We start from the raw sequence: 23,092 nt of genomic DNA, 5'->3' as shown, positions 1-23,092 counted from the left end.
CGGTTTCCATTGGCACGGGTCTTTAATATACTGCTGTATATATTAACAGGTTTGTCTGCAATTACACCTAAATAATGGTCGATTCAATAAAAAAAGGTTTTGTTTTAACACGCCAAAGTCGCGATGTCGCGAATAAGCTACAGTTAATTTATTGGCTGCAAACCAACGAGGGTCCGGCCAAGCTTATCATTGATGATGAAAAAGCCATTTTTTTTGTTGAAGCAAACAGCGCTGATGAAGCTGTTCGTCATTTAAAACAAGCGCATATATCATTTTTAAGCAAACCGCTCGAGCTGCGAACCTTTGAGCAAGATGCTGTCGTCGGTTTTTACTTCAGCTCGTTATCGGCGTTTTACCGCGCCAGAGATATCCTCAAACAGGCGATGATAAAGTGCTATGAGGACGATATTCGGCCAGAGGATCGCTATCTCAGTGAACGCTTTATTAACGGAGCTGCCGAGTTTATCGGTCAGCGTTCTAATGCGCATGGTTTTGAGCAAGTAAAACAAGCGAAACTCAGACGTTCAGCGTATTCGCCGGCGTTGACAATGCTTTCAATCGATATTGAATGTTCATTTGACGGCGAGCTCTATTCAATTGGTGCGTACGCACAAGACAACAGCCAACAGGCTATCAAGCGAGTGTTAATGATCGGTGAGCCCGAGCCCAATGCCGAGAGTTACATCGAATGGGTCGAGGATGAATACGACTTATTAATGCGTTTTATTGACCTGATTAATGAGCTCAACCCCGATATATTAATCGGCTGGAACGTCATTAATTTTGACTTTAAATTACTGCAAAAACGCTATGATTTAAACAATATTAAGTTTTCTATTGGACGCGATGCCAGTCCGCCAAGTTGGCGAGCCAATCGCCTTGCCAATGAACAACACTTTATTGATATTGCTGGGCGCGTTGTGATCGATGGCATTGATATGTTGCGCTCGGCAACGTACAGCTTTACCAGTTTTGCGTTAGAAAATGTGGCTCAAGAATTACTCGGTATTGGTAAGGCCATCGACGATGTTGACAACCGCGGGGCGGAAATCACCCGAAAGTTTCTTTACCACAAGCAGGCATTAGCCGAGTACAATTTAGAAGATTGTCGTTTAGTCTGGCTGATTTTTGAGAAAACCCAATTACTCAACTACGCGGTGTTGCGCAGTCAGTTAACCGGTTTGGAACTAGATCGCATTGGTGGCAGTGTTGCTGCATTTACCAACTTATACTTACCTAAATTGCATCGCGCTGGATACATTGCTCCTAATATGGGTGATGGGGAACGCGATTTGGTTTCGCCCGGCGGTTTTGTTATGGACTCCGTTCCTGGGCTGTACAAAAACGTGTTAGTACTCGATTTTAAGAGCCTGTACCCCAGTATTATTCGAACCTTTAAAATAGATCCTATGGGCATGGTTGAGGGCATCAAAGACCACTTACAAAACCTTGATGACGAGGTGATTGAGGGCTTTGACGGCGCGTGGTTTTCTAGGAAAAAACACTTTTTACCTACTATTATCGAGCGCCTGTGGCGCGAGCGGGATAAAGCAAAAGCGCAGAAAAATGCCCCGTTATCACAAGCGATCAAAATTATTATGAACAGCTTTTACGGGGTATTGGGCTCAACAGGGTGTCGTTTTTTTGATCCGCGTTTATCCGGGGCGATTACCAAACGTTCCCATCAGCTGTTAAATTTAACCAAACAGTGGATTGAAAACCAAGGTTATCAGGTGATTTACGGCGATACCGATTCAATCTTTGTCAGTATTGGCGAGGACAAGAGCGATCAGCAAAGTCAGCAGATAGGGCAACAAATGGTCACCTTGGTCAATGCCAATATGGCAGAGTATTTACAGCAGAAATTTGCCATTGAATCAGCGTTGGAAATTGAATTTGAAACTCATTTTCACACGTTTTTAATGCCCACTGTGCGCGGACAAGATATCGGTACTAAAAAGCGCTATGCAGGCTTAGTGGGACGCGGTACAAGTGAACGGCTTATTTTTAAAGGCTTAGAGAGTGTGCGTACCGACTGGACGGAACTTGCCAAAGAATTTCAGCGCTCGTTATATTTAAAGGTGTTTAAAGGCGAACCGGTCGACGCTTATATTCGCGACATAGTGGAACGCACTTTGCGAGGTGAATTTGACGATAAACTTATTTTTCGCAAGCGAATTCGTCAACAATTAAGTCTCTATCAAAAGAATGTGCCACCGCACGTAAAGGCAGCTCGCGATGCAGATTTACAAAATGAACGACGGGGTAAACCACTTCGTTATCAGCACAAAAGTTGGATTGAATACGCGTACACCAAAGAGGGGCCCCAAGCGGTAGAATATCTGCGCAGTGACATCGATTACCCTGTTTATATCGAGCGTCAGTTAGCGGCTGTCGCCGATGGCATATTACCGTTTATTGGTAAAAATTTTAATAAAATCATCGATGATCAATTACAGTTGTTTTAAAAGCGTGCCTTTTTACAGGTAATTAGGTATAACTATTTAGATGGCTAGATTTCTATTTACTCAGTAGCTGGTTACCCATTTTTACGGGCGTGTTGGCTAGGCGAGGTGTGTTAGAACAATAAACGAGGGCTCTATGAAAAAAGATACCAAAATAGTGCGTGCAGGGCGAAGCGCGAAATGGACGAATGGTGTGGTCAATCCTCCGGTTGTGCGCGCTTCAACGGTACTTTTTGACTCGGTAAGCGAGATGCAGCACGCCGCGGCGAATCGCGCCAATCAAGTGCCTTTTTACGGTCGTCGAGGAACACCGACGACATTTGCCTTTGCCGATGCGATGAGCGAACTAGAAGGTGCAAAAGGGTGTTATGTTTATCCTTGTGGCACGGCAGCGATAACCAGTGCTATGTTGTCGTTTGTCAAAGCGGGCGACCACGTATTGGTGGTGGATACTGTGTATGAGCCAACGCGTGACTTTTGTGATAAGACTTTGTCGCGCATGGGCGTTTCAGTTACCTACTACGATCCGATGATAGGCTCAGGTATCGAGGCATTAATGCGGGATAATACGTCGGTGATATTTTTAGAGTCTCCCGGTAGTTTAACCATGGAAGTACAAGATGTACCGGGTATTTGTCATTCAGCGCGTCAAAAAAATAGCGATGTGGTGATCGTTTTAGACAATACTTGGGCATCGCCAATTCACTTTCAGCCATTTACCTATGGCGTTGATGTTTCAGTGCAAGCGGCAACCAAATACGTCGCCGGACATTCAGATTGTATGCTAGGGACCGCCACGGCTAATGCTCGTTGTTGGCCAACACTGCGCGAAAATTCCTACCTGTTGGGACAGTGTGCGTCGCCAGATGATAGTTATTTAGCATTGCGCGGTTTGCGCACCATTGGCGTGCGCCTTAAGCAGCATCAACGCTCATCACTGACTGTCGCTCGTTGGTTAGCAGAGCGGCCAGAAGTGGAAGCTGTTTTGCATCCTGCGTTAGAGTCGTGTCCCGGTCACGAGTTCTTCAAACGCGATTTTTTAGGCGGTAATGGCTTGTTTTCATTTATCTTAAAGCCGTCTAGTCCACGAGCATTAACAGCGATGCTCGACTCCATGGTGCATTTTAAAATGGGCTTTTCATGGGGCGGATTCGAAAGTCTTATTCTCGCCAATCGCAACGTGGCATCACAACGCACCGTTACCCATTGGCCATATCAAGGCCCATTGGTGCGCTTGCACATAGGTTTAGAAGATGTCGACGATTTAATCGCTGACTTGCAAGCGGGCTTAGCTCGTTACAACGAACAGCAGTAATGATTGGTTAAATATTGTCACAACAGGACGCTCGAGATACGGTTTTACTTGCAAGTTCAATGGGTAAATGTATATCTTAGAGGACGCGATGAATAAATAGATGATATGTGAGTTTCGCGCAAATCGAAGTGCAGGGACGATGCGTATTGTTAACGCTATTCTTATTTCTAACTACAGGCGTCGCGTTATATTCGGTAGTTATTCGACAGGAGTTATATGAAAACTGAACCTAATTTTATTGTAGGCTTTTTTAAACTGGAATCATCAGGCGGCATTATCTTAATGATGGCTGCGGTACTCGCGATGATTTTTGCCAATACGTCATTATCGGTCTACTATGATTTGTTCTTGAGCACACCCGTTGCCGTTAAAGTCGGACCACTAGAGGTTGCTAAACCACTGTTGCTTTGGATTAACGATGGTTTAATGGCGGTGTTCTTCTTTCTCGTAGGTCTTGAACTGAAGCGCGAACTGCGCGAAGGCGAACTCAAAGACCCGAAAAATATCGTTTTACCGGGGATCGGCGCTATTGGTGGTATGCTCATCCCTGCGTTAGTTTATGCGTACTTTAACTATGACAATCCAGAATACGCAAAAGGGTGGGCAATTCCTGCAGCGACCGATATCGCGTTTGCGCTAGGCGTGTTAATGTTGTTGGGCTCTCGAGTACCTGCAACGGTGAAAATCTTCTTAACGTCACTGGCTATTTTCGACGATATTGGCGCCATTATTATTATCGCCTGTTTTTACACCGACAATATTTCATTTGCATCCTTGGTTGTTGTCGCATCGTGTATTCCGATACTTTGGTGGATGAATCATCGCAAAGTAGAGGCGCGAAGCCTTTACATGATGATCGGCATTATTATGTGGGTTGCGATGTTGAAATCCGGTGTTCACGCGACCTTGTCTGGCGTGTTGGTCGCCTTATTTATTCCGATGCGCTCAAAAACCAACCCAGATTACTCACCATTAAAATCGTTGGAGCATGACTTACACTCTGTGGTTGCGTTTTTTGTTCTACCTGTTTTTGCATTTGCCAATGCCGGTTTAAATTTATCCGGGATGTCGGTCGATGATTTACTGCACCCGGTGCCGTTGGGAATCGCTTTAGGCTTATTAGTGGGTAAACAAATCGGGGTGTTTGGATTTTGCTACTTGGCAATCAAAGCCAAGCTTACTGAGCTGCCCGCAGGGATGAGCTTTAAAACCTTATACGGTACATCTGCCTTGTGTGGCATTGGTTTTACCATGAGTTTATTTATCGGCTCTCTCACCTTTGAGGGCAGCTATGCGAATCAGATTTTTGACGAGCGCATAGGTATCGTCATTGGCTCGCTAATCTCTGGTTTTATCGGTTTCTTTGTGTTGCGCTATTCATTGCCCAAACACAAAGACGATGTTCAAGATAATGAAGTGCAAAAGCCGTAAAATTAAAATGCGAATTAACACGTGTTTTGATCAATAAACAAGTTAAAAAACCGCGATGCTAAATAGCATCGCGGTTTTTTTATCTGTTGACGCTTGTGTAATCGTTTTGCTATCTGCTCAGTTGAGGACTTCGCTTTGCCGAGGAAAAATTGCTACAAGCTTTATGTTTTGTCCCAAACGGATGCCTTAAAGTGTTTTCGGCATACCGACTCATACATATCGTTGCCACCGATTTGTACTTGTGAGCCAGATGTTACTGCGTTACCGGACTGGTCAAAACGTATAATAAAATTCGCTTTGCGACCGCAATGACATACGGTTTTCAGTTCAACCAGTTTATCAGCCCAAGCCAGAAGAGCGGCACTGCCGGTAAATGTTTCGCCCATAAAGTCGGTACGAATTCCATAGGCAAGTACCGGAATATTTAAGTAATCAACAACGTCAGATAGCTGTTTTACTTGTTGCTTGGTCAAAAACTGGGCTTCATCAAGCAGAACACAATCGAGCTTTTGCCTCGCCAGAAGCAGATTAATTTGATCGTATAAATTGGTGTCTTTATCGTACAGCAGCGCATCGCTACTCAAGCCCAATCGCGATGTTATTTTGCCTTGCTGATACCGATCGTCAATTAAGGCGGTAAATATGGCTGTATTCATACCGCGCTCGTTATAGTTGTAAGCCGATTGCAATAATGAGGTTGATTTACCAGCATTCATTGCAGAGTAGTAAAAATAAAGTTGCGCCATAGGATCTTTTCTTGGTTACTAAACGAGAGGTAGATGAGATGTCGGTGGATTGTCAGCTACATAACACGACGCACCAGCCTAGTGGATGACAAGATGTTATGAACCCAACAATGCTCGTTAACTTAGGCGAGCATTGTTGGATGGTAGCAACGACAGCTGATTTAATAGCCGGTGCTTTTCTTTACTTCACCGTGACCTAGGGTAGCTAATAAATTACCGAGTAATCCACTGGCTCCGAAACGAAATTTTGCTGGTGACAACCAATCATCACCGAGGATTTCACGAGCCATATCTAAATAATACTTAGCTTCTTCTGTGGTGCGCACACCACCTGCCGGTTTAAAACCTACACTGGGATCGAGATCGCGAATCACCTCCATCATAATGCGCGCTGCCTCCGGCGTGGCGTTGACTGCTACTTTGCCGGTCGAAGTCTTAATAAAATCAGCACCGGCTTTAATTGAAATTTCACTTGCCTTGCGGATCAAGTCGGCTGACTTTAACTCTCCCGTTTCAATGATCACTTTTAGCTGCACGTTGTCAGGCAATTCGTCTTTACAGGCTTTTACTAAGTCAAAACCAACTTGCTCGTTGCCAGCCATAAATGCGCGGTAAGGAAACACGACATCTACTTCATCGGCGCCATAAGCAACCGCGGCTTTGGTTTCTGCAACAGCAATATCAATATCGTCGTTACCATGTGGAAAGTTGGTTACCGTGGCAATTTTTATTCCGCTACCAGCGAGGCGTTTTTTCGCTGCTGGAATAAATCTAGGGTAGATACAAATGGCAGCCGTTTTACCTGCAGGGCTGATGGCTTGGTCGCATAAGGTGGCAACAATTTCATCTGTATCCGTGTCATTTAGTGTTGTTAAGTCAATATAACCAATGGCTTCTTTGGCCACATCTTTTAATGCTTGCTCAGTCATAAATTACCCCTTGATTAAGGAAAAGCCCGCAACAGCGGGCTTTGAGGTGTTAAGCGGCTAATGAAATGAATACACCAGCAATTGCCGCACTCATTAGGTTGGCTAATGTTGCAGCAAAAACGGCTTTCATACCCATTTGCGCGATGTCGTGGCGACGGTTGGGTGCCAAGGTACCCAAACCACCTAATAGAATCGCAATCGATGACAGGTTGGCAAAGCCACACAGCGCAAAGGTGATGATCGCTTGTGTACCGGCGCTAAGTTCATCTTTGTACTTAATGAAGTCAACATAGGCAACAAACTCGTTGACGATAATTTTTTGACCCAAGAAACTACCTGCTCTAAACGCTTCATCCCACGGTACACCGAGTAACCAGGCAACTGGCTGTAATACGTAGCCTAAAATCATTTCTAGGGTTAAGTTCTCCATGCCAAAGAAGCCACCAAACCAACCAATCATACCGTTTAGAAGCGCGATTAGGGCAACAAACGCCATTAACATTGCACCGACGTTTAGGGCTAGCATCATACCTTTTGATGCACCTTCTGCCGCGGCGTCGATAACGTTGACGGGCTTTTTGTCTTCTTCAACTTCATCGAGTTCAGACAGTTCATTTTTGGGTTCGCCGGATTCTGGCATGATAAATTTAGCCATTAATAAGCCACCGGGCGCGGCCATAAAAGATGCGGCGATCAGATACTTGAGTTCAACCCCCATACCGGCGTAGCCGACTAACACGGCCCCCGCAACTGACGCCAAACCACCGGTCATGACGGCAAATAGTTCTGAACGAGTCATCGTTGGCAAAAATGGGCGCACTACTAATGGCGCTTCAGTTTGACCAACGAAAATATTGGCGGTAGCAGACAAAGATTCTGGATCCGACGTTTTGAGTAGCTTGGCTAACGCACCACCTAAGAAGGTGACTATCTTGTCCATAATGCCCAAGTAATAGAGCACGGCAATTAATGACGAGAAAAAGACAATCACCGGAAGTACGCGAATGGCGAAGACAAAACCAACACCATTGGCAAACATGGCATCGGTACCTAAGCCACCAAACAAGAAGGCGATACCTGCTGCTGAGTAGTCAATGATACTACCAACCGCACTCGAAATGCCCTCTAGCGCCATGCGACCTGTATCACTATACAAAACCAAACCAGCGAGTGTGATCTGTATTGCTAAAGCACCGCCAACAGTGCGCCAGTTAATATTTTTGCGATTGGAGCTTGCTAAATAAGCAACGACTAAAATAGCTACTATTCCCAACACGCCACGAAATGTATCTAAATCCATAATTGCACCTATGGGTTATTAAACATAAAAAATTAATTCGCTAGTTCGCGAATTTTTGACTTAATTAGTTCGAGCGCCATACGATTGCGCCCACCTTTGGTAATAACGATGTCCGCATGTTCTTTTGAAGGCTCGATATATCGATAGTACATCGGACGAACAGTGGCCTGATACTGCCGCACAACAGAATCCAGATCGCGGCCACGCTCTTTTAAATCGCGTTTAATACGGCGAATTAAACAGACGTCCAACGGCGTATCCATAAATATATTGATATCAAAGCGATTGCGCAGTTGTTGATCGGTCAGCAACAAAATGCCTTCGACTAACACAACCTTTGCCGGGTTGACGATTTCTACGTCTTTGCTGCGAGTGTGTTCTTTGTAATCGTACATGGGGACTTCAATCGAGTGCCCCTCGCTTAATTGAAACAAGTGATGGGCAAGTAATTCGTGCTCGAATGCATGAGGGTGATCGTAGTTCGTCTTGACACGCTCATCCATTGAAAGATGGTCTTGGCAACGATAGTAGGAATCCTCTTTGATGATGGTCATCGAGGTATTGCCAAGCTCTTCGGTGAGCTCGTTGTATATTGTTTCAGCGAATAATGATTTACCGGACGCTGATGCTCCAACAATCGCGATAATTGTCAGGTTATTGATAGACACTACAAATCCCAAAAGGTTAAGCATGCTAAATAGTATTGCGTATTTTTGCTCAAAAACTAGTCAGTAGGTAGTAAAAAGTGTTTTTCCGTACAATTTAATAAATCCTTCTATAATAAAGTTACATTCTTTTCGTTTATTGATTCAGGGCGAAGTAAAGCGTTGCATTTCGGCTTTGCTTTGACGCGTACACTAGTTGTTTAAAAGGATATCTCATGGCACGAGCATTAATTTTAGTCGTCGATGGTTTTGGTTTAGGGGCAGCACCAGATGCTGAAGACTTTGGTGATGTAGGAGCAAATACATTTGCCAATTTAGCCGCTGAGTTTTATCAACAAAGCGGTCGTAAACTCAACTTGCCGACATTGTCCAAATTAGGGTTAATTAACGCCGCCACTGCCGCAGGTAAACAGGCGCCAGCAGTAACTGGAGAGGCTCCTTCGACTGGCGCATATGGTTATGCGGCTGAAATCAGTTCAGGAAAAGACACCCCCAGTGGTCACTGGGAAATGATGGGCGTACCGGTTTTGTTTGACTGGGGCTATTTTACCGATAAAACCAATTCTTTTTCGGCTGAGTTACTCGAGCAAATTTATCAGCGAACAGGGATCAATGCGATCCTTGGCAACTGTCACGCTTCGGGGACTAATATCATTAACGAGCTTGGCGAACAACACATGAAAACCGGTGTGCCGATATGCTACACCTCGGCAGACAGTGTATTTCAAGTTGCCGCTCACGAAGAGACGTTTGGTTTGGACAATCTGCTCACGTATTGTCAACAAGTCAGAGAAGTTCTTGATGAGATGCAATTAAATATTGGTAGGGTGATCGCTCGCCCTTTTGTTGGTTCGAGTCCTGATGACTTTCAGCGTACGGGCAATCGTCGAGATTATTCGATATTACCGCCGGCACCCACGGTACTGGATAACATTGTGGAAGCGGGTGGCAAGGTAGTTAGCGTCGGTAAAATTGCCGATATTTTTGCCCATCAAGGGATAAGCGAAAAATTCAAGGCAACGGGGTTAGAGGACTTGGTCAATACCAGTATTGAGCAGCTGAAATCTCAACCCGAAGGCAGTTTGATTTTCACCAATTTGGTTAATTTTGACCAAGATTATGGTCATCGCCGCGATCCCGTTGGTTACGGCAAAGCGCTTGAATATTTGGATTCTCGGTTAAATGAGATTGGTGTCGAACTCAAAGATGATGACTACGTGTTTTTAACCGCCGACCACGGTTGTGATCCGACATGGCACGGCAGCGACCACACACGAGAATACGTCCCCGTTATGGTGTACAAGCGCAACATGCCGTCCATTGACTTGGGAGAGCGTGATACTTTTGCCGATATTGGCGCCACCATTGCGGAGCTATTTGAAGTAAAAGCTCCAGAGTACGGCACGTCATTTGCGTCGAAGTTACAGTAAAACGCCTGGCCAAGTCGTGTGGTTGCCTAGAAACTGTTGAGACAGTGAAGCTCGGCTAAGAGGCTAAGAGTGTACGTTTACCCACTGTGCTTAATGGGGCGGTAAGGGTGATCAATGGTCTTTGTTCGCCACCTTATCAGCGTGTAGAGTCAAGGTTAAGGTGGAGCGCTTTGGAGGTAAAGTAGGGCACAGGACCCAGCTTGAAAAACGCTGTGTCACGTATTTGGTTATATGAATTCGATTATTTGCGACTATTGGATTCGTTTAAATGTCATTTTCTCCATTGGTGCTACGCGTTGGGTTGCTTGCGTTGGTATGACATAACCATACGTCTTACACCTTGATTAAATCCCTTTTAATTCGCACAACATCTATATTACAAAGCAGTTCACGCCAATGAACTGCTTTGCCATAGACGTTAACCATGAGTGCTTTTACTCAAGTAATAACGACTCAAGAGTCATGATCATCATATCTTTAAAGGTTGTTTGTCGGTCTGCTGACGACAATTCTTCACCGCGAATAATGTGGTCGCTAACGGTTGCCACACAAAGAGCTTTTTTACCGTATTCAGCAGCAGCGCCATATAAACCAGCCGCTTCCATTTCTACGCCGAGAATACCGTGTTTTGCCATGGTGTGAAAAAACTCGAAATCTGGCGCATAAAACAAATCGGCACTGAAAATATTGCCAACTTTTACATCGATGTTGAGATTACCAGCGGCATCAACCACGCGCTTTAGTAAGCCGTAGTCGGCAATAGCGGCGAAATCATGGCCATTAAAGCGCATGCGATTACATTTTGAGTCGGTACTTGCGCCCATGCCGATCACCACATCGCGCACATTGACATCGTCGCGAACCGCACCACAGCTACCTATGCGGATGATGTTTTCGACATTGTAAAATTTATAAAGCTCCGTGGCATATATGGAAGCCGAAGGAATTCCCATACCTGATCCCATAACCGATACGCGTTTGCCTTTATAAGTACCGGTAAAACCAAGCATATTGCGTACGCCATTAAATTGTACCGGATTATCAATGAAGTTCTCAGCGATAAATTTTGCTCGTAATGGATCGCCGGGAAGTAACACGGTATCCGCAATTTCACCCTCTTTTGCTTCTATATGTGGAGTAGCCATAGTTAATATTCCTATTGTTGATTACTTTTGTTTCATCAGTTTGAGTTCAGTGCGCTCGCTGTCACTTATAAAGGCGGCTTTGAGCGAATTGAGTTGTAACTGTCTTAGCTGGGCATCAGTAAAGCCCAGTTGATTTTTGGCAAGTGCGTATTCATCTCGAAGTTCAATGCCTTCAACTGCAGGGTCATCGGTGTTAAGACACACGCCGACACCGTGTTGAATAAATGTGTGAATTGGATGATCGTCAAGCCGTTCAACCGTCCCCGTTTGATAATTTGATGTCAGACACGTCTCGAGAAATATGTTGTTATCGCGAAGATAATCCATAAGTGCATTGTCGCGATAGCTGTTAACACCATGACCGATGCGTCGAGCGCTGAGTAAATTAATGGCATTCCAAACACTACTTGGCCCATCGGCTTCACCCGCGTGAACGGTGGCACATAGCCCCGCTTGTGCGACCTTATTGAAGTGTTCGACAAACAACGTGGCGGGCTTACCGAGTTCGTCACCTGCGAGATCAACGGCGACAAAGTGCTGTTTGTGAGCGAGAATGGCATTGAGTTCGATGTGACAGGCCTCAACACCAAATGTTCTCGATAATATACCAATCAAATTAGCTTTCACCGGAAAATCTTGTAAGCCGCTCTGTACGCCATCGATCACTGCAGCAACGACATCAGTTGTCGATAAGTTGTGCGCCATGCCCATGTAGTAGGGCGAAAATCGCAGTTCAGCGTAGTCGATACCGGCTTTGTGTAAGTCTTCGATATTTTGATAGGAGACAAGTTTTATATCATCTAGCGTTTTGAGTACATTTACTCCCCAGTCGAGCTTTTGCAGAAACTCGACTAAGGTATTGGCTTTATCATTGATCCGCGTATGGGCGATAAAGTCGTCAAAATTGTCACACGGTAGGGCGATATTGTGCTGATGCGCGAGTTGCCATATGGTTGACGCACGAATGTTGCCGTCAAGGTGTCGATGTAGATCAATGAGCGGTAAATCAGTTGCTATCATAATGGCGTAATAATCAGTCGTGGCGAAATTTGTGTAACAGGTGAGTTTAAATATAGGTGAATTTTTATATTTGTTAATTTTTGGCTGCAAATTAATCGCTAGCGTAAGCGTGTGCTAAAGGTTAACGAATATCGCCATAACGAGCTAAATACGATTGGCAATCTGTAAAAACATTGTTAAATTAGACCCTAGTAACTCATGAATAATAAATCAATAAAGAGTCTGGCATGCTGTATCAAACCGACGACGTAAGAATTAATCAATTAAAAGAACTCCTTCCACCCATAGCCTTGTTAGAGCGCTATCGCACAAACGAAAAAATTGCGCGCAGTGTGTTTGAAGCACGTCAGACAATAAGCCGCATTCTCAACAACCAAGATGACAGGTTACTGGTGGTTATCGGCCCGTGTTCGATACACGATCCAACCGCTGCTCTTGAATACGGCTCTCGCTTAAATAAGCTGCGCACTAAATATCGCGACAGTTTGGAAATTGTAATGCGTGTGTATTTTGAAAAACCGCGTACCACAGTTGGCTGGAAAGGCCTTATTAATGACCCACATTTAGACAATAGCTTTGCCATAAATGAAGGGCTCAGAATCGGCCGCAAATTGTTATTGGAGCTCAATGATATGGGCTTGCCAACCGCGGGCGAGTATTTGGATATGATCACTCCGCAATACATGGCCGATTTAATGTGTTGGGGGGCCATTGGCGCTCGTACCACCGAATCACAAGTTCATCGCGAATTGGCATCGGGCTTATCGTGTCCAGTGGGTTTCAAAAATGGCACGGATGGCACGATAAAGATAGCCATTGATGCGATTGGGGCGGCGAGTGCACCGCATCACTTTTTATCGGTAACCAAGTTCGGTCATTCTGCGATTGTTGAAACGAAAGGAAACCCCGATTGCCACATTATTTTGCGCGGCGGCAAAGAACCTAACTACACCAAACCGCACATCGATAATATCACCGAGCAATTAGCCAAGGCCAATGTGCTAGACAAAGTGATGGTTGATTTTTCACATGCTAATTCAAGTAAGAAATTTGAAAACCAAATGCTTGTTTGTGATGACGTTTGCGGCCAGATAAAAGACGGGAATCAGTCTATTTTTGGGGTGATGGTAGAGAGTCACCTAGTGGAAGGGCGTCAAGATCTGGTCGATAATAAAGCCGCGACGTATGGTCAAAGTATTACTGATGCGTGTATTGGTTGGCAAGATACCGAAGTGTTATTAGATAAACTGGCAAAAGCGTCGTCGGCGCGAATGCAAAAATAATAGCGTGTAAAAGAACCAAATTCACAGTGTTGGCCGGTTTCATTAACAAGAGGTAGCTTATCATGGTAGCTATAGACAAAGACAGTTTACACTTAACTGACGCACAGCGTTACGATGTATTTATGCAACACTTGATGGCAGAGCGTCAGGCGTGGATTTTAACCGATCAACACGGCGCGGTTATGCTCACCGACGACGGCGAAGATTTGGTTCCGTTTTGGCCGACCAAAGAGACCGCGCAAAGTTGGGCTACAGACGAGTGGTCGCATTGTGAACCGTTAAAATTAACCCTTGACGAAATTCAACAGCGCTGGTTGCCTGGTATGGAGGAAGACGATTTGTGTCTCATTATTTTCCCTAATAACAATTTAACAGGGCAAATATTATACCCGTGGCAATTTGCCGAAGCATTAGCTAAAAAACAAGCAAAATTAGAGCGTAAAAACTAGTTTTCATACGCGTTTTTTCAATTCAGCGTCTAGACTAAAGCTACCAACGGAACAAGGGGGCTTTATGGCTAACGCTGTTTTTCATTTAGGGGTAACAAAAGACGATATTGACGATGCGGTCTTGGCTATTTTACCAGGTGACCCGGGCAGGGTGGATCGAATCGCACAACACTTAGATGAACCGACGTTTATCAAATCACAACGAGAATACACCTTGTATAAAGGGCAAATCGATGGTCATCCAGTGGTGGTTTGCTCAACCGGCATTGGTGGTCCATCAACGTCGATTGCCGTTGAAGAGTTGGCACAGATTGGTGTGCGTTATTTTTTGCGCATTGGCACAACAGGTGCCATTCAACCAGAGATTAACGTCGGTGATATTATCGTCAGTACCGGGTCGGTACGACTTGACGGGGCAAGTTTACACTTTGCACCGATGGAGTTTCCCGCTGTCGCTGACTTTCACGTCAGCCATGCGATGTATCAAGCGGCAAATGAGCAAGACGGGGCAGTGTATACAGGTATAACTGCCTCGAGTGATACTTTCTACCCAGGGCAAGAGCGTTATGATACCTATACCGGACGGGTAGTTAAGCGCTTTGTTGGCTCGTGTGAAGAGTGGCAAGAAATGGGCGTGCTTAATTACGAAATGGAATCGGCGACACTGCTCACTATGTGTGCCAGCTCGGGCTTAAAAGCGGGGTGTTTAGCTGGGGTTATTGTCAATCGACACAACAGCGAAATACCCGATGCAGAAACGCATAAATTGGTTGAAAATCGCTCCATTAGCGCAGTGGTCAGAGCCGCGCAACTCGTGCTCGCTGATATCTCGTAACTCATCGCTTAACGACATTCAGTCGTTTCGTGTACACAGTACTTAGCGTGGTTATCAGTGGCTGACAGTGACTTCTCTCTGTTCAAGCTCCCGAGGTCATGCAGGGAGCTTGAACATCTAGCATATCAATTATTACTGTCGGTGTATTGTTTAGTGGATTAGCACGATTTACGACATGGGATATTTGCGGTTATCTGGCTTGGCACTGATAGTTTCCTGATCTAATCCATTGATACTATTACCTGATCTACCCCCAGATACAATGATTATTGCCAAAACTTGAGTTTTCATGGTCGCTTAAGAAAACGCGAGGTCAAGCATAATAGCAATAACCTCACCCGAACGTTCAAGTGCCTGCATGATGAGAGTTTATATTGTTATCTGAAAGTCTTCTTACCGGTGAAAACCACATCAACAATTGGCGCTGAGATATAACTTAGAGCGTAAATATAAGTGTTCAATTTTAGTCGTTCGCAAATTGATTTGTTCAACACTTGCTGAAATCAGTTATAGTACATATACTGTACGTATATACAGGTGTAATTTAAAATGAATGAATTAATCGACTTTCTTAAACGCAAACAATTGGTTTGGCATGCTAACGACGTTCACCAACCCAAACGAGATATTTTATCGACAGGTTATGCGCTGCTCGATGAAAAGCTCAATGGCGGGTTTCCTGCCTCTGGTGTTATCGAGTTACTCAGTGCAATAGCTATTGGTGAGCTGCGTTTGTTGATGCCATTAATCGCCGACAATCAAAGCAAGCAATGCTTGATGTTAATAAACCCGCCGGGATTAATTAACGCAAGTGCTTGGCAGTACGCAGGCATCGATCAACACCGCATATTGTGTGTTTATCCTCAATCGACTCAACAGGCGTTATGGACTGCCGAGCAAAGCTTGCTCAGTGGTTGTTGCAGTGATGTCTTGTTGTGGTGCAATAAAGCGATTCAGGTTCGCCATATCAAACGGTTGCAATTAGCTGCTCAAGAAGGGGGGAGCCGACAGTTTTTAATTCGCTATCAAAAACCTGATGACATCGGTTTGCCCGTTGACTTAAGTTTATCGCTAGAGCCTCACCCACAAGGGGTAAAAGTGGCCATTAACAAGCGAAAAAAAGGTTGGCCAGTAGCGCCTTTTATCCTTCCTTTAGGACGTCGCTGGCCCTGGCTGGTGTCTATTCCTGAAAGCGAAAATATCACAATGTTTCCCAATGTGAGAGACGTGTCGTAATGTCGCACCTTGATAATCGCTATCCTGATCAACAACAGGGTCGGTCACTATGGCTTTATTTACACTTTCCCTGTTTGCAATTAAATACCTTGTATCAGCATCTCGATTCTCGTCCCACGGTTATTGTCGATGAAAAAACGCATCGCATTGTGCAATGTAATACGAGTGCCAAACAGCAAGGTATCGACATTGATATGGGGCTAGCTAGCGCTGCATCATTAGCAGCTAATGTGTGCGTATATCCATATCAACAAAACATTGAACAACAGCGTTTACAAGAGCTTGCTGATAGCCTGTATTTATTGAGTGCAGATATTTGTATGCACTCAACTAATGGCTTGCTATTGAACGTCAGTCGTATGCTAACCCTGTATCAAAATTTAACTCATTATTGGCAGGCGCTAAGCACACACCTAGACTCTGCTAATGTGGATTATTATTACGCTACTGCTTACTCGGTTAATGGCGCCATACTTTTGGCCAAAAATCAGTGCAATATAATCAGTGCTGATCAGCACGAGATTGAGCAAGAATTGCATCCATTAGCCTTGGCTCATACTGGGCTATCAGCAAAAAACATCAATCACCTCAAGCGCATCGGTATCGAACAGGTAGAGCAATTAATTGCTTTACCGTTAACCGATATCGCCAAGCGTTTTGATATTGATTTAGTCAATTATGTCGGGCGTTTTACTGGCCAATTACACCACCCAATAACGTTTTATCAGCCCGATGAAAAATTTTTTAAGCACTTAGACCTATGGCATGACATCAGTAATGTGATGTATCTAGAAAAGCCTCTTTACAGTATTTATCAGTCGCTAGAGCAGTTTCTTTACCTACGCCAACAACGCTGTCAACAATTACAGGTAACCTTGTACTTTCGCGATCATCACCCCCCACATCAAACCTTGATGATTAATAGCGCACATGGGGAATATCGCTCATCTCAGTGGTTAGAGCTTAGCCTGTTAACACTGGAGTCAGTAACGCTTATGGCGCCTGTAGTGGCAATTTCGGTTAAAGCGTGTGAGGTAGACAAAAGTGAATTTAAACACAGCGATTTATTTGCATCACAGCAAGCGGCGACAGGGGCTGCACAGTTGATCGCCAAATTACAGGCTAAGTTAGGTCAAGATGCTGTCTTTTCAGTGTCAGCGGTTAGCGATCATCGACCTGAGTGTGGCTTGCGTTATCATCAACCAGAAGACATTGAAAATAAGTTAAATAGCACTCGCGTCGAAGAAGTGGCAGGGCAGAGTCACCGTCCAAGTCTCTTACTAGAACAACCGTTCGCGTTAACTGATAACGTTACCTTGCACCACGGCCCTGAACGCATTATTAGCGGTTGGTGGGATGAGCACAGTATATGTCGTGATTATTTTATTGCTCGTTCTGCTCATGGGCAGTGGTTGTGGGTATTTAGAACACCTGACAACGATTGGTTTATACATGGATTGTTTAGTTAACAAGAGAGTGATACAAGAGAAAGAGCCATGTCTTATGCGGAATTGTTTTGTCAAAGTAATTTTTCCTTTTTAACGGGGGCTTCACACCCAGAGGAGCTGGTGCAAAAGGCGAATGAGTTAAATTATCAAGCCTTGGCGATCACCGATGAATGTTCTGTTGCCGGTGTGGTTAGAGCGCATAGTGAAATTGACCGTAAACAGCTGGCTATCGAGCTGATTATCGGCAGTGTCTTTCACTATCGGCAGTTAACTTTTATTCTGCTTTGCCCTGATCGCAAAGCCTATGGCGAACTGTGCCGTATTATCAGCAATGCACGTCGACGCAGTGCAAAAGGTGAATACCAGCTGTCCGATTGGGATATCATGTCGATACAACACTGCCTGTTGATTTGGATACCTAAAGGGGAGCCGTCGGTGGTCGAAGATGATATGAGTAGCAACAGCCCTTGTACTGACGAGCAATGGGGGCAGTGGTTAACGAAATATCATGGCTCTCGTTTATGGATTGGCTATACCAGATACTTAAAAGCCAGTGATCACACCTATCAAGCTCATTGCCAGCGTTTAGCTAAGTTATTTAAATTGCCGATCACAGCGTGTGGTGGGGTACTGATGCACGATCCTTGTCGCCTGCCTTTACAGCATACATTAGCCGCCATTGCAGAAGGTAAAATCATCAGCCAACTGGGGCAGAGCTTATTGGCAAACGCCGAATATGCATTGCGACCATTGAACAAGCTCACTGCGTTATTTCCTCAAGCGTGGTTAGATGAAGCGGTAAATATTGCCAAGCGGTGTCGCTTTAAATTAACTAGCTTGCGTTACGAATATCCGCAAGAGTTAGTTCCCAAGGGACAAACCGCGATAGCGTATTTAAAATCGTTAGTGAAACAAGGGGCACATAGGCGCTTTGGTCAATGCGTACCTAAACACATTCAAGAGATTATTAATAAAGAACTGAGGCTTATAGAGGAATTGGATTACGCATATTACTTTATTACCATTTACGATGTGGTGCGTTTTGCTAAGCAACAGCAAATCCTCTATCAAGGACGAGGGTCAGCGGCTAATTCGGTTGTTTGTTATTGCCTTGAAATTACCTCTGTTGATCCTCGCCAAATTGCCGTTTTATTTGAGCGCTTTATATCGAAAGAGCGCAACGAACCTCCCGATATAGATGTTGACTTTGAACACCAGCGCCGTGAAGAAGTGATCCAATATATCTATCAAAAGTACGGACGCGAACGAACCGCGATTGCCGCAACGGTGATCACATATCGTTTAAAAAGTGCGATTCGCGAAGTGGGTAAAGCATTGGGCTTTAACGTCACTCAGTTAGAGTTTTTAATTAATAACATTAATCGTCGCGATAATCAGCAATGTTGGCAGTCCCAACTTGTTGAATTAGGCATAGACACAAATGCGACACAAGGGCGTCACTTAGTCGAGTTGGTTGAGCAAATATTAGGTTTTCCACGTCATTTATCGCAACATGTGGGTGGTTTTGTCATTTCTAATGGGCCTTTATATGAGCTAGTACCCGTTGAAAATGCAGCCATGGAGCAGCGCACGGTGATCCAATGGGACAAAGATGATTTACAGTCGTTGGGTTTGTTAAAAGTGGATATTCTGGCATTGGGTATGTTAACTGCGATCAGTAAGTGTTTTACTGAGATTGAACAGCATTATCAACAATCACTATCGATTGCCGATATCACTCATTTAGCAGATGATAAACAGGTCTATCACATGTTGCAAAAAGCCGATACCGTTGGCGTTTTTCAAATAGAATCACGGGCGCAAATGAGTATGTTACCTCGATTAAAGCCAGCAACGTACTACGATTTGGTCATCCAAATAGCGATCGTTCGACCAGGTCCTATTCAGGGTAATATGGTGCACCCTTATTTAAAGCGCCGCAACGGTCAAGAGCCGGTAGAGTATCCGTCGCCAGAAGTGAAAGAAGTATTGGAGCGCACATTAGGAGTGCCTATTTTTCAAGAGCAGGTAATTAAGTTGGCGATGGTTGCCGCTGGCTTTAGTGGTGGCGAGGCCGATCAATTGCGCCGCGCGATGGCGCGTTGGAAAAAAGACGGAAAATTATTGCCATTTAGGCAAAAGCTTGTCTCAGGTATGCTTGAGAGAGGTTATCCTCAAGCATTTGCCGAACGTTTGTTTGAACAGATTCAAGGTTTTGGTGAATACGGCTTTCCAGAAAGTCATTCTGCGTCGTTTGCCGTGCTTGCCTACGTATCTGCCTGGCTAAAATACTACTACCCGGCGGCGTTTTATGCCTCAATTTTAAATAGTTTGCCCATGGGATTTTACAGTGCTTCTCAATTGGTACAAGATGCTAAACGACATGGTGTTGAGGTTCTACCGGTTTGTGTGAATGACTCGCAATATGAGCATATATTGGTACTCGAACAACAAAAATATGTCATCCGTTTAGGGTTTCGTTTGATTAAAGGCTTATCAAAGCAAAGTGCTACCGCGCTTATTGCTCATCGCCCGGTATGCGGTTATCAAAACATACAACAGATCAAGGCCGTTATAACACAGCCAAAAGATCTTCAGCAATTAGCCAGCAGTAACGCCTTGGCGAGTATCCTTGGCGATCGATATCAAAGTCGTTGGGCAATAATGAATAACGACGATCAACTTCTTTTACTGTCAAATGTGGGGGAGCCTAAAGCGGCTGATTATGGTATCAAACCATCGGCTGTAGATTCGATGACAGAAGATTATCAAGCGCTGGGCTTAACACTTGATAAACACCCGATAACCCTGTTGGATGAAGCCGGCTATTTAGGTCGTTTTTGCCGTATGCAGTCCCTTGCCGATAAAGCACATAAATCGGTAGTGACCGTTATTGGATTAGTCAGTGCCAAGCAGTCACCGGGCACCGCAGCAGGGGTTACCTTTATTACGTTAGAAGATGATACGGGTAATATTAATGTGGTGGTTTGGGCGGCAACGGCTCGGGCACAAAAGCAACCTTACTTACGCAGTAAAATACTAAAGGTGACAGGGATTTTAGAGCGAGAAGGCGAGGTAACTCATGTGATTGCGGGTAAATTGGTCGACATAAGCGACTGCTTACCCAAGTTGGGTAATGTGTCACGTGAGTTTCATTAATTATTATTGCCACGTACTGCGTTCGTTACCCTCCACCTATACTTGTATAGTTGCTGGTTGTAAACCCAATACCTGTTACTATCGTTTACTAGATATACACTGCGCTATGTTCTCGATGTTTATCGGCGTAATATATCGCTTGTGCTTTACGCGTTAAACGGCTTCGAATAGGCTATTGCTGTGCTATGTTAGATTTTAATCACTATATCCGTTACTTATGACGTCACGACATCGACATCGCTCTACTCATCGAGCATATCGGCTTAAAAAAGCTGGTATAAAAGATGAGTATATTGATAAGCAAATTTGTGTGTTGCACGCAGCCATAGCGAAAAAGGTAATCGCCAACCCCGAATTAGTCGACTCTGTGACGCAAACATTAGAGCGTTATCGAGAACAGGGCAAAATTGGTTATGGTGCTTACATTACCTGGCTGAGCATTTTACAGCTGGCAGCAGATAAAGCGCTATTTTTGGCCGAAATGACCCGTGATGATCGCACCATGCGTCGGTTGCGCAGAAAAACGCCGTTCATTGGTATCCTTACTGAATGTGAACGCAAGCAAGCACTCGAAGAAAACGCCATCGCCATTATTGACGACGTATCGGTGCTTTGGTGACTCGCGGTCCGTTCAACTATGGCATCAGTTATCAACTAACGGCACGATATTTATCAGCGCAATAATACAATACAGGGTAAAGTCAGCACACATAACGGTGTAACTCTCAATGAACCAACTGCTCAACGACGCAATTAACTATCATCAGGCGCCTGGGAACTCCCCGCTGTTGATTATCCTCGCTTACCTATTACTGATGTCGGTCATCGCTTTTTTGGCTTTTGGCTTGGACAAATACAAAGCCAAGGCCGGACACTGGCGAATTAGCGAGCGCACCTTGCTAAGCCTATCGTTAGTCGGCGGTTGGCCAGGCTCTGTGTTAGCCATGAAAACCTTTCACCACAAGCAGCGCAAGCAAAGCTTTGTGCGTTTGCTGATCTTGGCCTCAATCGCAAATATTGCATTATTGGTGGCGGTTTTATCACTTCTTGTTGCGCGTTAGCGCATAGCTTGTGAGCACAGGACCAACGATTTCAAATAACACGGTGAGGGTAATGGTTGCCGAGATGATGGTATTGGCATGACTCTCAAAGTGCTGACCGGCTAACAGTGCCAGACCAACGGCAATACCAGCTTGTGGTAGCAAGGCAATACCTAACCACTTTTTGTTTGTCTTTGAAAGCGCGTCAGTTGGGATGCTATAGCCACCGAGAAAGCGACCAACAATGCGCAGGAAAACGTAACCGCTGAGCAACCAAATCAGATTATTATTAAGCACCGGTGCCACAGAGGCGCCGGCGAGAACAAAAAACAACACCAGCAACGGGTGCTCGATGTATTCAAGTTCGTGTAAATGGTCAAGTGATTGATCGGAAAAGTTGACCACCACCAACCCCATGACCATGGCCGCCAATAAGAATGACAACTCGAGGTATATGGCTAAGCCACCTGTTAACAATATCAGTCCTAACGATTCAACCAGAACCGATTGAGTGTGGGTAATGTCGTATTGTTTCAAATTGAGCAACCAGACCAGTAATAAGCCGACACCACCACCTAACACAACCGCGCCGATCAGTTCCCATAACATCTGCCCAATGAGTAGTAACGACCTATCATTTGTGTTGAAAACACTGAGAATTGACAAGGTTATAGAAAATACAATCAGTGCCGCTGCATCATCTAAAGCGACTATACCTTCCAAGGTTTTGGTAAATCGATTATTAAAACGCGACTGTTTGATCACATCGAGTGTCGCTGCAGGATCGGTGGCTAGGGCAATCGATGCCATTATTGCCGCAACTTCAATAGGAAAGCCCAACAATAATAAGCCAAGACATACGACGCCAAACGTGCAGAGTACGATGGTAAACGTGCTTAACGAAACGATTTTAGCGTAGTTGGTTAAATAATCTCGGGTTAATCGCGTACCGAGTAAATAACCGATAATTAACAAGGTTACGTTGGCAATGCTGCTAAACCATTGTTTGACCAGTTGTAAAATGGGCTCGGGACTTACCTGCCCAATGACCAAACCACAAACGATAAACAGCGATGCACGAGGAATATTAAAACGATTGGCAATTGGTGATATCACCAATGAAATCAACAGTATAAACCCAAGAAATAGAAGTGGAGTTGCAGCGCTGTTGTGCATAACTGTTATTTTAGAATCGA

Annotated in this window: 19 protein-coding genes; 12 read left to right on the top strand and 7 right to left on the bottom strand. The window is 44.7% G+C overall.

What is annotated here, in order from left to right; all coding sequences use genetic code 11:
* Nucleotides 1–74 precede the first annotated feature (74 nt).
* The 3 genes from ACAY30_RS07940 to nhaA all read left to right on the top strand — a co-directional run bounded on the left by ACAY30_RS07940 (nucleotide 75) and on the right by nhaA (nucleotide 5,211).
* Entirely contained in the window at nucleotides 75–2,468 is a 2,394-nt protein-coding gene (locus ACAY30_RS07940; RefSeq protein WP_290249987.1) for a DNA polymerase II, read from the top strand.
* Nucleotides 2,469–2,601: 133 nt separating this feature from the next.
* The gene (locus ACAY30_RS07935) at nucleotides 2,602–3,780 is read left to right on the top strand and encodes a cystathionine beta-lyase (RefSeq protein WP_290249985.1); all 1,179 of its coding nucleotides are present in this window, start codon (nucleotides 2,602–2,604) and stop codon (nucleotides 3,778–3,780) included.
* Nucleotides 3,781–3,996: 216 nt separating this feature from the next.
* On the top strand, nucleotides 3,997–5,211 hold the full coding sequence (gene nhaA / locus ACAY30_RS07930; RefSeq protein ID WP_290249983.1) for a Na+/H+ antiporter NhaA: 1,215 nt from the start codon (nucleotides 3,997–3,999) through the stop codon (nucleotides 5,209–5,211).
* Between the two features lie 161 nt (nucleotides 5,212–5,372).
* Here nhaA and ACAY30_RS07925 read toward each other — a convergent pair whose 3' ends face one another.
* The 4 genes from ACAY30_RS07925 to udk all read right to left on the bottom strand — a co-directional run bounded on the left by ACAY30_RS07925 (nucleotide 5,373) and on the right by udk (nucleotide 8,848).
* A complete protein-coding gene (locus ACAY30_RS07925) occupies nucleotides 5,373–5,957 on the bottom strand; it encodes a thymidine kinase (RefSeq protein ID WP_290249981.1) in 585 nt (194 codons plus the stop codon).
* A gap of 161 nt (nucleotides 5,958–6,118) precedes the next feature.
* Nucleotides 6,119–6,886 (bottom strand): deoxyribose-phosphate aldolase, encoded by a 768-nt coding sequence (gene deoC / locus ACAY30_RS07920; protein ID WP_290249979.1) that lies wholly within the window; start codon nucleotides 6,884–6,886, stop codon nucleotides 6,119–6,121.
* Between the two features lie 49 nt (nucleotides 6,887–6,935).
* A complete protein-coding gene (locus ACAY30_RS07915) occupies nucleotides 6,936–8,186 on the bottom strand; it encodes a NupC/NupG family nucleoside CNT transporter (RefSeq protein ID WP_290249977.1) in 1,251 nt (416 codons plus the stop codon).
* A 32-nt stretch (nucleotides 8,187–8,218) separates the two neighbouring features.
* Nucleotides 8,219–8,848 carry a uridine kinase gene (udk, locus tag ACAY30_RS07910; protein WP_290250227.1) on the bottom strand — a complete coding sequence of 210 codons (630 nt, stop codon included), beginning with the start codon at nucleotides 8,846–8,848 and terminating at the stop codon, nucleotides 8,219–8,221.
* Between the two features lie 218 nt (nucleotides 8,849–9,066).
* Between udk and ACAY30_RS07905 the strand changes: the two genes are divergently transcribed.
* Complete coding sequence (locus tag ACAY30_RS07905; RefSeq protein ID WP_290249975.1) at nucleotides 9,067–10,281, top strand: phosphopentomutase; 1,215 nt, start codon at nucleotides 9,067–9,069, stop codon at nucleotides 10,279–10,281.
* 434 nt (nucleotides 10,282–10,715) lie between these two features.
* On the opposite strand, the gene deoD is transcribed toward ACAY30_RS07905, so the two are convergent.
* Both deoD and add read right to left on the bottom strand, forming a co-directional pair.
* Nucleotides 10,716–11,426, bottom strand: coding sequence for a purine-nucleoside phosphorylase (gene deoD / locus ACAY30_RS07900; RefSeq protein ID WP_290249973.1), 711 nt, complete (start codon nucleotides 11,424–11,426; stop codon nucleotides 10,716–10,718).
* 21 nt (nucleotides 11,427–11,447) lie between these two features.
* Nucleotides 11,448–12,446 (bottom strand): adenosine deaminase, encoded by a 999-nt coding sequence (add, locus tag ACAY30_RS07895; protein ID WP_290249971.1) that lies wholly within the window; start codon nucleotides 12,444–12,446, stop codon nucleotides 11,448–11,450.
* Nucleotides 12,447–12,673: 227 nt separating this feature from the next.
* Here add and aroG point away from each other — a divergent pair, with 227 nt between their 5' ends.
* The 8 genes from aroG to ACAY30_RS07855 all read left to right on the top strand — a co-directional run bounded on the left by aroG (nucleotide 12,674) and on the right by ACAY30_RS07855 (nucleotide 21,917).
* The gene (gene aroG, locus ACAY30_RS07890; RefSeq protein WP_290249969.1) at nucleotides 12,674–13,729 is read left to right on the top strand and encodes a 3-deoxy-7-phosphoheptulonate synthase AroG; all 1,056 of its coding nucleotides are present in this window, start codon (nucleotides 12,674–12,676) and stop codon (nucleotides 13,727–13,729) included.
* A 62-nt stretch (nucleotides 13,730–13,791) separates the two neighbouring features.
* Nucleotides 13,792–14,178, top strand: a complete 387-nt coding sequence (locus ACAY30_RS07885; RefSeq protein WP_290249967.1) for a DUF2750 domain-containing protein — start codon at nucleotides 13,792–13,794, stop codon at nucleotides 14,176–14,178.
* A 64-nt stretch (nucleotides 14,179–14,242) separates the two neighbouring features.
* On the top strand, nucleotides 14,243–15,013 hold the full coding sequence (gene udp, locus ACAY30_RS07880; RefSeq protein ID WP_290249966.1) for a uridine phosphorylase: 771 nt from the start codon (nucleotides 14,243–14,245) through the stop codon (nucleotides 15,011–15,013).
* A gap of 549 nt (nucleotides 15,014–15,562) precedes the next feature.
* Complete coding sequence (gene imuA, locus ACAY30_RS07875; RefSeq protein ID WP_290249964.1) at nucleotides 15,563–16,249, top strand: translesion DNA synthesis-associated protein ImuA; 687 nt, start codon at nucleotides 15,563–15,565, stop codon at nucleotides 16,247–16,249.
* The gene (locus ACAY30_RS07870; protein ID WP_290249961.1) at nucleotides 16,249–17,718 is read left to right on the top strand and encodes a DNA polymerase Y family protein; all 1,470 of its coding nucleotides are present in this window, start codon (nucleotides 16,249–16,251) and stop codon (nucleotides 17,716–17,718) included. Before imuA ends, ACAY30_RS07870 begins: the two co-directional genes overlap by 1 nt.
* A 27-nt stretch (nucleotides 17,719–17,745) precedes the next feature.
* The gene (locus tag ACAY30_RS07865) at nucleotides 17,746–20,856 is read left to right on the top strand and encodes an error-prone DNA polymerase (protein ID WP_290249959.1); all 3,111 of its coding nucleotides are present in this window, start codon (nucleotides 17,746–17,748) and stop codon (nucleotides 20,854–20,856) included.
* Between the two features lie 217 nt (nucleotides 20,857–21,073).
* Nucleotides 21,074–21,475, top strand: coding sequence for a hypothetical protein (locus ACAY30_RS07860; protein WP_290249957.1), 402 nt, complete (start codon nucleotides 21,074–21,076; stop codon nucleotides 21,473–21,475).
* 109 nt (nucleotides 21,476–21,584) lie between these two features.
* Entirely contained in the window at nucleotides 21,585–21,917 is a 333-nt protein-coding gene (locus tag ACAY30_RS07855; protein WP_290249955.1) for a DUF1294 domain-containing protein, read from the top strand.
* Here the strand turns inward: ACAY30_RS07855 and ACAY30_RS07850 are convergent.
* On the bottom strand, nucleotides 21,897–23,072 hold the full coding sequence (locus ACAY30_RS07850) for a cation:proton antiporter (protein WP_290249952.1): 1,176 nt from the start codon (nucleotides 23,070–23,072) through the stop codon (nucleotides 21,897–21,899). The genes ACAY30_RS07855 and ACAY30_RS07850 overlap by 21 nt on opposite strands.
* Between the last annotated feature and the right edge of the window lie 20 nt (nucleotides 23,073–23,092).

It is taken from the genome of Thalassotalea ponticola, assembly GCF_041379045.1.
Lineage (GTDB): Bacteria > Pseudomonadota > Gammaproteobacteria > Enterobacterales > Alteromonadaceae > Thalassotalea_A > Thalassotalea_A ponticola.
This window is presented reverse-complemented; position numbering and strand designations above follow the sequence as displayed.